This is a genomic window from Vibrio sp. 10N.222.55.B11 (assembly GCF_041473705.1).
In the GTDB taxonomy this organism is placed as follows: Bacteria; Pseudomonadota; Gammaproteobacteria; order Enterobacterales; family Vibrionaceae; genus Vibrio; species Vibrio crassostreae_C.
Map to the genome: position 1 here is coordinate 122,027 of NZ_JBFRST010000003.1, position 8,004 is coordinate 130,030.

The 8,004-nt window shown below is 45.3% G+C and carries 9 protein-coding genes; 8 read left to right on the forward strand and 1 reads right to left on the reverse strand.

What is annotated here, in order from left to right; all coding sequences use genetic code 11:
* Window positions 1-139 precede the first annotated feature (139 nt).
* On the reverse strand, window positions 140-688 hold the full coding sequence (ampD, locus tag AB4503_RS00895; protein WP_137002377.1) for a 1,6-anhydro-N-acetylmuramyl-L-alanine amidase AmpD: 549 nt from the start codon (window positions 686-688) through the stop codon (window positions 140-142).
* A gap of 134 nt (window positions 689-822) precedes the next feature.
* On the opposite strand from ampD, the gene nadC reads away from it, so the two are divergent.
* The 8 genes from nadC to yacG all read left to right on the forward strand — a co-directional run bounded on the left by nadC (window position 823) and on the right by yacG (window position 7,985).
* Complete coding sequence (gene nadC, locus AB4503_RS00900) at window positions 823-1,713, forward strand: carboxylating nicotinate-nucleotide diphosphorylase (RefSeq protein WP_248402230.1); 891 nt, start codon at window positions 823-825, stop codon at window positions 1,711-1,713.
* A gap of 253 nt (window positions 1,714-1,966) precedes the next feature.
* Window positions 1,967-2,455 carry a prepilin-type N-terminal cleavage/methylation domain-containing protein gene (locus AB4503_RS00905; RefSeq protein ID WP_372113379.1) on the forward strand — a complete coding sequence of 163 codons (489 nt, stop codon included), beginning with the start codon at window positions 1,967-1,969 and terminating at the stop codon, window positions 2,453-2,455.
* Window positions 2,455-4,140 (forward strand): type IV-A pilus assembly ATPase PilB, encoded by a 1,686-nt coding sequence (pilB, locus tag AB4503_RS00910; RefSeq protein ID WP_372113381.1) that lies wholly within the window; start codon window positions 2,455-2,457, stop codon window positions 4,138-4,140. The genes AB4503_RS00905 and pilB overlap by 1 nt, the downstream gene beginning before the upstream one ends.
* 15 nt (window positions 4,141-4,155) lie before the next feature.
* On the forward strand, window positions 4,156-5,385 hold the full coding sequence (locus AB4503_RS00915; protein WP_372113383.1) for a type II secretion system F family protein: 1,230 nt from the start codon (window positions 4,156-4,158) through the stop codon (window positions 5,383-5,385).
* A gap of 67 nt (window positions 5,386-5,452) precedes the next feature.
* Window positions 5,453-6,322 (forward strand): A24 family peptidase, encoded by an 870-nt coding sequence (locus AB4503_RS00920; protein WP_017058945.1) that lies wholly within the window; start codon window positions 5,453-5,455, stop codon window positions 6,320-6,322.
* Window positions 6,323-6,324: 2 nt separating this feature from the next.
* Window positions 6,325-6,939: a dephospho-CoA kinase gene (coaE, locus tag AB4503_RS00925; RefSeq protein WP_372113385.1), complete on the forward strand. Its 615-nt coding sequence runs from the start codon at window positions 6,325-6,327 to the stop codon at window positions 6,937-6,939.
* A gap of 26 nt (window positions 6,940-6,965) precedes the next feature.
* Window positions 6,966-7,706, forward strand: a complete 741-nt coding sequence (gene zapD / locus AB4503_RS00930) for a cell division protein ZapD (protein WP_017058947.1) — start codon at window positions 6,966-6,968, stop codon at window positions 7,704-7,706.
* Window positions 7,707-7,787: 81 nt separating this feature from the next.
* Entirely contained in the window at window positions 7,788-7,985 is a 198-nt protein-coding gene (gene yacG / locus AB4503_RS00935) for a DNA gyrase inhibitor YacG (RefSeq protein WP_010435916.1), read from the forward strand.
* Window positions 7,986-8,004: the final 19 nt, after the last annotated feature.

An 8,004-nucleotide genomic window follows, 5' to 3' on the forward strand; every position in this document is an offset into this window, starting at 1 on the left:
TCGTCACACTCTCAATTTATTGATGCGCTTCTCTCCACCACTTTCTTTACATCGCAACAACAAAAATTCACAAGTCATTATGCTAGGCGTTGACTATTCAACGCCCACCTGCGGTAAGGCCATCGTCAAAAACTGAGGCTTAAGCTTTGAGATTTTTTTTAAACTTCTGCCAATCGAAGACCAAGCCAGGATCAGTTTTACGCAGAGGCGCTATGTATTGATGGCCAGTGATACGTTCGCTGGTGATTTGAGGGAACATCGATACGATCGTTTCTGTTAATTGGGCAAGCGCTTGATACTGCTGCTCGGTGTAAGCCACAAAGTCACTGCCTTCCAGTTCAATACCAATCGAATAGTCATTACACCTTTCACGCCCTGCAAAGCTCGACTGGCCAGCATGCCAAGCTCGGTCTAAGAAAGAAACGAACTGCACCACTTCCCCGTCGCGACGAATCAAACAGTGCGCCGATACATCCATTTGGTGAATCACCTTAAAAAACGGGTGTTCCGACGGGTCTAGCTTACCCGTAAAAAACTGTTCGATGTAAGGCCCACCAAATTGACCCGGAGGCAAGCTAATATTGTGAACCACCAGCAGAGAGATATCGTCGGCACTCGGTCTAGCATCAAAATACGGGGAAGGAACATGCCGAGCGTAGTCATACCATCCATTGGAGCTGATCGTCATCTTGGTCTCACTTTATTTTCTGCTAGCACAATAAGATGTGACCTTGCCCATAGAGCAGTCGCGCTAGCCTCTTTAATTTGAAGTTAAGCAAGAGTATCATTCCATTCCCACTCCCTTTCAAGATTAGATTTGCGATGAAAAACACACATAACAGCCACCAACGCCTTGACTACTTAAAAGAGCAACTGCCTCTAGAGATCACTCGTGCAGTCGCTGAGACCATCAAAGAAGATCTAGGTGGAACGTTAGAACCAGCGGCTGATATTACGGCAAGTCTAATCCCTGCAGACGCAATCAACAGTGCAACTATTATTACCCGTGAGCACGGCGTGTTCTGTGGTAAAGCTTGGGCTGATGAAGTGTTTAAGCAATTGGGCGGTGAAGTGACTATCGAGTGGAATGTAGAAGATGGCGACAAGGTTGAACCAAACCAAACGCTTTGCACGCTAACTGGCCCAGCACGCGCACTATTAACGGGTGAGCGTAACGCAATGAACTTCATTCAAACGCTATCTGGCTGTGCGACTACTACAGCTATCTACGCAGACAAAATCAAACACACTGAATGCCGCCTGTTGGATACGCGTAAAACCATCCCTGGCCTACGCAGCGCACTGAAATACGCGGTGGCTTGTGGTGGCGGCTTCAACCACCGTATTGGTGTTTTCGATGCTTACCTAATCAAAGAAAACCACATCATCGCTTGTGGTGGCATTGAGAAGGCTATCTCTACTGCAAAAGAGCTGAACCCAGGTAAGCCAGTGGAAGTTGAAACCGAAAGCCTAGAAGAGCTAGAGCAAGCGATCAGCGCTGGCGCAGACATCATCATGTTAGACAACTTCACCACAGACATGATGCGTGAAGCCGTGAAAATCAACGCAGGACGTGCTGCGCTAGAAAACTCTGGTAACGTAACTTTAGATACCATTGCAGAGTTCGCTGAAACGGGTGTTGATTACATTTCGGTAGGCGCGCTAACTAAGCACCTAAAAGCAATGGATCTATCAATGAGATTCAAAGCGTAATTGACTGAATAATAAATAATTTCTGTAAAGGCACTGTTAATAACGGTGCCTTTTTTATTGCCTGAATTATCAATATTTCAAGCAGTTATTTAAGCTGATCGCATAATTTTGCCTGCTATATGAAACACTACACCAATAAATACCAAACCGCTCGCGACCGCACCTGAACACCATTCCACTACCCCATCTCAACTTCTATTCTTTCCATCAACCAGTGCTTGCGCTGAAACAAACTAAACAATGGAATAGAACAATGAATAACAAGAACAAAAGAACGAACCAGAAAGGCTTTACGCTGATTGAATTGATGATTGTGGTGGCGATTATTGGGATCTTATCCGCATTTGCTGTACCTGCTTATCAAAACTATACAAACAAAACACATGCATCTGAAATGCTAAATGCTTCATCCGCAATAAAAACAGGCGTAAGTGTTTGTTTATTAAGTGGTAACACAGCATGTTCTTCAGGCGACAATGGAGTTCCAGCCTCTCAAACATTCGATAAATCCGCGAATGATAAATTTGCTGTCGCCTCTACTGTTACAGTGACAGCAGCAGCAACAAGCTCTGCAGCAGCAACAATTACCGGAACAATTACAGCAACAGTTGACGCAACAAAAGGGAAAGCTGGTCTTAAAAAATCTGGAACCTTAACAATAACACCTAAGTTAACTACACATGGCGTGACTTGGATCGTTGCTTGTGACTTAGGCTCGACTGATTACTGTCCAAACACATAATGCTAACCAACCTCCCAACCGTTCTCCGTCAGGCTGACTTACTTAGCCTGACTCAAGAACAAGCTGTTGCGGAACATGTACAAGCTTCAGGTATTTCGACACCTGAAGCTTTGATCGTTCTAGATTTCTTCACAGGCAACTCCTTAGCAAACAACATTAAAACCATCTTCGGCTTACCGTTAGTACAACTTGCCAATATGGACTATGAGACACTATGTGACCAATTAGGGCTTCGTGAACTGATTACCAAATATCGTGCTATCCCGATTTCAGTATCTAGCTCGACTCTCACACTCGCCTCTGCCGACCCGACCGATTTACAAGCGGAAGATGACTTTCGATTTGCGACGGGATTACAGATTGAACTGGTTGTCGCCAACTACTCTGAATTAGAAGGTGCGATTCGCAAGCTGTATGGCCGCTCTATTTCAGGGCAAGACTCTAAACGCAAAGAGATCACTCAAGATGAACTCGCCAATCTTGTTGAAGTGTCTGACGACGAGATAGCATCGATAGAAGATCTCAGCCAAGACGATTCCCCTGTCAGCCGCTTTATCAATCAGATACTGGTTGATGCGGTACGCAAAGGCGCATCAGATATCCACTTCGAACCTTACGAAGAGCACTACCGAGTGCGACTGCGTTGTGATGGTATCCTTGTTGAAATACAGCAACCCGCCTCTCACCTAAGTCGTCGTCTATCAGCTCGCTTAAAGATCCTCGCCAAGCTTGATATCGCTGAACGCCGCTTGCCTCAAGACGGTCGTATTAAACTGCGTCTAAATGACGACTTGGCGATTGATATGCGGGTATCAACGCTGCCGACCTTGTGGGGTGAAAAGATCGTTCTTCGACTGCTTGATAGCAGCGCGGCCAATCTAGATATCGATAAGTTAGGTTACACCGAAGATCAAAAAGCACTCTACCTCAATGCCCTGAAGCGCCCACAAGGGATGATCTTAATGACAGGTCCAACTGGCAGCGGAAAAACCGTCTCCCTATATACTGGCCTTCGAGTGCTCAACACAACTGAACGCAACATATCAACAGCCGAAGATCCGGTGGAAATTAACCTATGTGGTATCAATCAGGTACAAGTGACGCCTAAGATCGGCTTTGGATTTGCGGAAGCTCTGCGATCATTTTTACGACAAGACCCTGATGTGGTGATGGTTGGAGAGATCCGCGACTTGGAAACGGCAGAAATCGCGATCAAAGCATCGCAAACGGGTCACTTAGTACTTTCGACACTGCACACGAATTCCGCCGCAGAAACCGTCACCCGACTCGCACATATGGGTATAGAACCCTTTAACCTCGCTTCATCATTGAGTTTGATTATCGCCCAACGACTGGCAAGACGATTATGCAACCACTGCAAAGAAACTGACGATTCACCGGACATATTCCTGCGTCACTCCATTCCTAACAGCCAAACCATCTACAAAGCGAGTCCTAAAGGTTGCAATGAGTGTAACCAGGGTTATTCGGGGCGAGTGGGTATCTATGAAGTGATGCCGTTTAGCGATCAACTGAAAAGCAGCCTGATCGACAAACCGAACGCGTTGGCCATTGAAAACTTGGCTCGCCGAGAAGGCATGAGAACTCTGCAAGAGTCGGGGCTAGATAAATTGCTTGAAGGCACCACCAGCTATCAAGAGCTGCAACGTGTTCTGTACATATAAACCAATGGAGCACCAATGAGTAGCAAGTCCAAACAATCACAATTAAAAAGCTATCACTGGAAAGGCATTAACAGCTCAGGCAAGAAAGTGTCTGGGCAAACGTTAGCGCTCACCGAATTGGAAGTACGAGAAAAGCTCAAAGAACAGCATATTCAGATTAAGAAAATAAAAAAGAAAAGTATTTCAGCCGTCACTCGTTTAACACATCGCGTCAAAGCCAAAGACATCACAATTTTAACTCGGCAACTTGCGACGATGCTGGCTACTGGTGTGCCTATCGTACAAGCGATAAAGTTGGTATCAGACAATCACCGTAAAGCAGAAATGAAATCAATTTTATCGCACATCTGCAAAGGTGTAGAAGCCGGAACTCCGATCTCAAAAGCGATGCGAACCGCAAGCCGTCACTTTGATGATCTCTACACCGACTTAGTCGCGACGGGCGAACTTTCCGGTAATCTCGCGCAAGTATTCGAACGCTTGGCAACTTATCGAGAAAAGAGTGAACAGCTAAAGTCTAAGGTTATAAAAGCACTTATTTACCCAGCGATGGTGGTCATTGTTGCACTGACTGTCTCTTACCTAATGCTGACCATGGTTATTCCCGAATTTGAATCGATGTTTTCAGGGTTTGGTGCCGATCTCCCTTGGTTTACTCAGCAGGTACTCTATCTGTCACATTGGATGCAGGCTTACAGTTTTTATACTGCTGTGGGCATTGGCTTGCTCGCGCTATTGGTCCATCAACTGTGCCAGCGCTCTTACTCGATTCGATTATCAGCCAGTCGTTTAGGATTACGCTTCCCAGTACTTGGGGGCGTGATGGCCAAAGCCTCTATTGCGAAATTCAGTCGAACCCTATCCACCAGTTTTAGTTCTGGTATCCCGATTCTAATGAGCCTTAAAACCACCGCAAAAACCGCAGGCAATTTGCATTATGAATCGGCGATCATTGAGGTTCATCGTGAAACAGCTGCAGGTATGCCAATGTATATCGCGATGCGTAATACCAATGCCTTCCCCGAAATGGTGTTACAGATGGTGATGATTGGCGAAGAGTCTGGCAACCTTGACGATATGCTTAATAAAGTGGCTTCGATTTACGAGTTTGAAGTAGACAACACCGTCGATAATCTGGGCAAGATCTTAGAGCCATTGATCATCGTGTTTTTAGGAACGGTTGTTGGAGGGCTTGTGGTTGCGATGTACTTACCGATCTTTAATCTTATGAGTGTGTTAGGATAGTTAAAAGCAACTAAACACCCATGAGTAGCAAACTTCTGCTCATATAGATCAAGTGGTAAAGGACACTATGGAAGTATTTCACTACTATCCTTGGCTATTCCCCGTATTAGCTTTCATTTTTAGCCTTCTTATTGGCAGCTTCCTCAACGTCGTCATACACCGTTTACCGATTATGATGGAACGAGAATGGCAACAAGAGTGCTCGGAATATTTCTCTCAATATAAAATTCCAGCGCCAGAGGGAAAGTTCAACCTCAGCATTCCTCGCTCTACCTGCCCGAAGTGCAAAACCCAATTAAGAATCGTCGACAATATCCCAGTCTTAAGCTGGTTGTTCTTAAAGGGTAAGTGCCATAGCTGTGCTAATCCAATCAGTGCTCGCTACCCTTTGGTCGAACTGCTTACCGCAATACTTTGCACAATGGTTGCTAGCCACTTTGGTTTCAGTTACTACGCCATTGCTTTGATTTTTTTCACCTTCGCACTGATTACCGCGACCTTTATCGATCTCGATACCATGCTGTTACCCGATCAAATCACCTTGCCTTTAGTATGGTCCGGTATCGCTTTAGCATTGTTTAATATCAGCCCAGTATCGCTGCAAGATTCTGTGGTTGGCGCAATGGCTGGCTACCTGGCTCTGTGGTCTGTTTATTGGTTGTTCAAACTACTGACAGGCAAAGAAGGCATGGGTTACGGTGACTTCAAACTCCTGGCTGCGCTTGGCGCATGGCTTGGTTGGCAGCACCTACCGATGATCATCCTTTTATCTTCGCTTGTTGGCCTTGTGTTTGGTTTGATTCAACTTCGCTTGAAACAGCAAGGCATCGATAAAGCCTTTCCATTTGGGCCCTACCTTGCGATTGCGGGTTGGGTAAGCTTGATGTGGGGTAACGACATCATGGGTTGGTATTTCACTTCTGTACTAGGAATTTAACCATGGCAATCATTATCGGATTAAGCGGTGGTATCGCCAGTGGCAAAACTACGGTCGCTAACCTGTTCAATGAGCATTTTAATATAGATATTGTTGATGCTGATATCGTGGCACGTGAAGTGGTTGCGCTGGGCAGTGTCGGCTTAAAACAGATTACAGACCACTTTGGTGAGTCTATCTTGCTTGACGATGGAACACTCAACCGAAGTAGGCTGCGTGAGCTGATCTTCTCAGATCCTAAAGAAAAGCAGTGGCTCAATGATCTTCTTCATCCCATGATCCGTGACAAAATTGACAGTGACCTGTCTAAAATCACATCCCCGTATGGTTTATTAGTTGCACCGCTATTGGTGGAAAACCAAATGCAAGGCATGGCCGATCGCGTATTAATTGTTGATGTGCCAGCAGAAGTTCAAATAGAACGTACGATGAGTCGTGACAATGTTTCTAGGGAACAAGTTGCATCAATTTTAAAATCACAGGCTTCAAGAGAACAACGCTTAGCAGTTGCAGATGACGTGATTAAAAACCATACTAAAAACCAAGAACTTTTGCCTCAAATCACAGATTTACATCAAAAGTATCTGGCAATCAGTGCTGTAGATGGGTCAGAATAGAACAATGTTGAATGAAGGTTTGCTCGATGATCACCCATAAATTTGAACATCCTCTAAATGAGAAAACACGCATCTACTTAAGAGTCGAATCACTCTTGAGGCAGCTACACTTGTCTTCTACATTTTCCGATGCTCAACAGTATCAACTCTTTTTCCGTTCCATCTTTGATCTGATTGAAATCTTCGAACAGATCCAACTCAAGAGCGAACTGGCAAAAGATATTGAGAAGCAACGTGTAACCTACAAAAGTTGGTTGGATGTTGAAGGTGTCGATCAAGAGATGCTGACATCACTGCTTAATGACATTGGTAACATCTATCGTGCTCTGATGCAGGCAGAGCGTTTTGGCCAGTCACTTAAGGAAGACCGCTTCCTGAGTGCCATTCGCCAACGCTTTAATCTTCCAGGTGGCTCATGCTGCTTTGATTTACCGGCACTGCATTATTGGCTGCACCTTCCTCTCGATAAGAGAATGAGAGATGCTAAAGCGTGGATGGATAGCTTACAACCTCTGTATGAAGCGCTAACACTGTGGTTGAAGCTCACCAGAGAGACTGGTCACTTTAAAGAGCAAATCGCTCGCGCTGGCTTCTTCCAGAGCGATGCCGATGAAGCGAATATCCTTCGTCTATCTATTCCAATGCAATACGGTGCCTACCCGATGATCTCCGGTCACAAGAACCGCTTTGCTGTTAAGTTCATGAGCTTTGAAACTGGGCAAGCCTGTACTCAAGACATCGAATTTGAATTGGCAATCTGCACCTAATTAATTTCCTTTTATAGTTTGGCTTGAGTCCTCACTCGAGCCTAAACCCACTATTATTACACCTTCAAATTAAGAATTACTATGTCGAAGAAAATCACCATCGTTAAATGCCCTCAATGTAATGCTGACGTTGAATGGGGCGAACAAAGCCCGCACCGCCCGTTTTGCAGCAAGCAATGTCAGATGATTGATTTCGGTGAATGGGCAGACGAAGAGAACAGCATCGCTGGCGCACCAGATATGTCAGATAGCGATGGTTGGTCGGAAGATCCGTACTAAGCGAGTAGCGAGTAGCGAG

Coding starts and splice junctions, on each gene's coding strand:
- ampD (WP_137002377.1), bottom strand. CDS start 688: ATGACGATCAGCTCCAATGGATGGTATGACTACGCTCGGCATGTTCCT.
- nadC (WP_248402230.1), top strand. CDS start 823: ATGAAAAACACACATAACAGCCACCAACGCCTTGACTACTTAAAAGAG.
- AB4503_RS00905 (WP_372113379.1), top strand. CDS start 1,967: ATGAATAACAAGAACAAAAGAACGAACCAGAAAGGCTTTACGCTGATT.
- pilB (WP_372113381.1), top strand. CDS start 2,455: ATGCTAACCAACCTCCCAACCGTTCTCCGTCAGGCTGACTTACTTAGC.
- AB4503_RS00915 (WP_372113383.1), top strand. CDS start 4,156: ATGAGTAGCAAGTCCAAACAATCACAATTAAAAAGCTATCACTGGAAA.
- AB4503_RS00920 (WP_017058945.1), top strand. CDS start 5,453: ATGGAAGTATTTCACTACTATCCTTGGCTATTCCCCGTATTAGCTTTC.
- coaE (WP_372113385.1), top strand. CDS start 6,325: ATGGCAATCATTATCGGATTAAGCGGTGGTATCGCCAGTGGCAAAACT.
- zapD (WP_017058947.1), top strand. CDS start 6,966: ATGATCACCCATAAATTTGAACATCCTCTAAATGAGAAAACACGCATC.
- yacG (WP_010435916.1), top strand. CDS start 7,788: ATGTCGAAGAAAATCACCATCGTTAAATGCCCTCAATGTAATGCTGAC.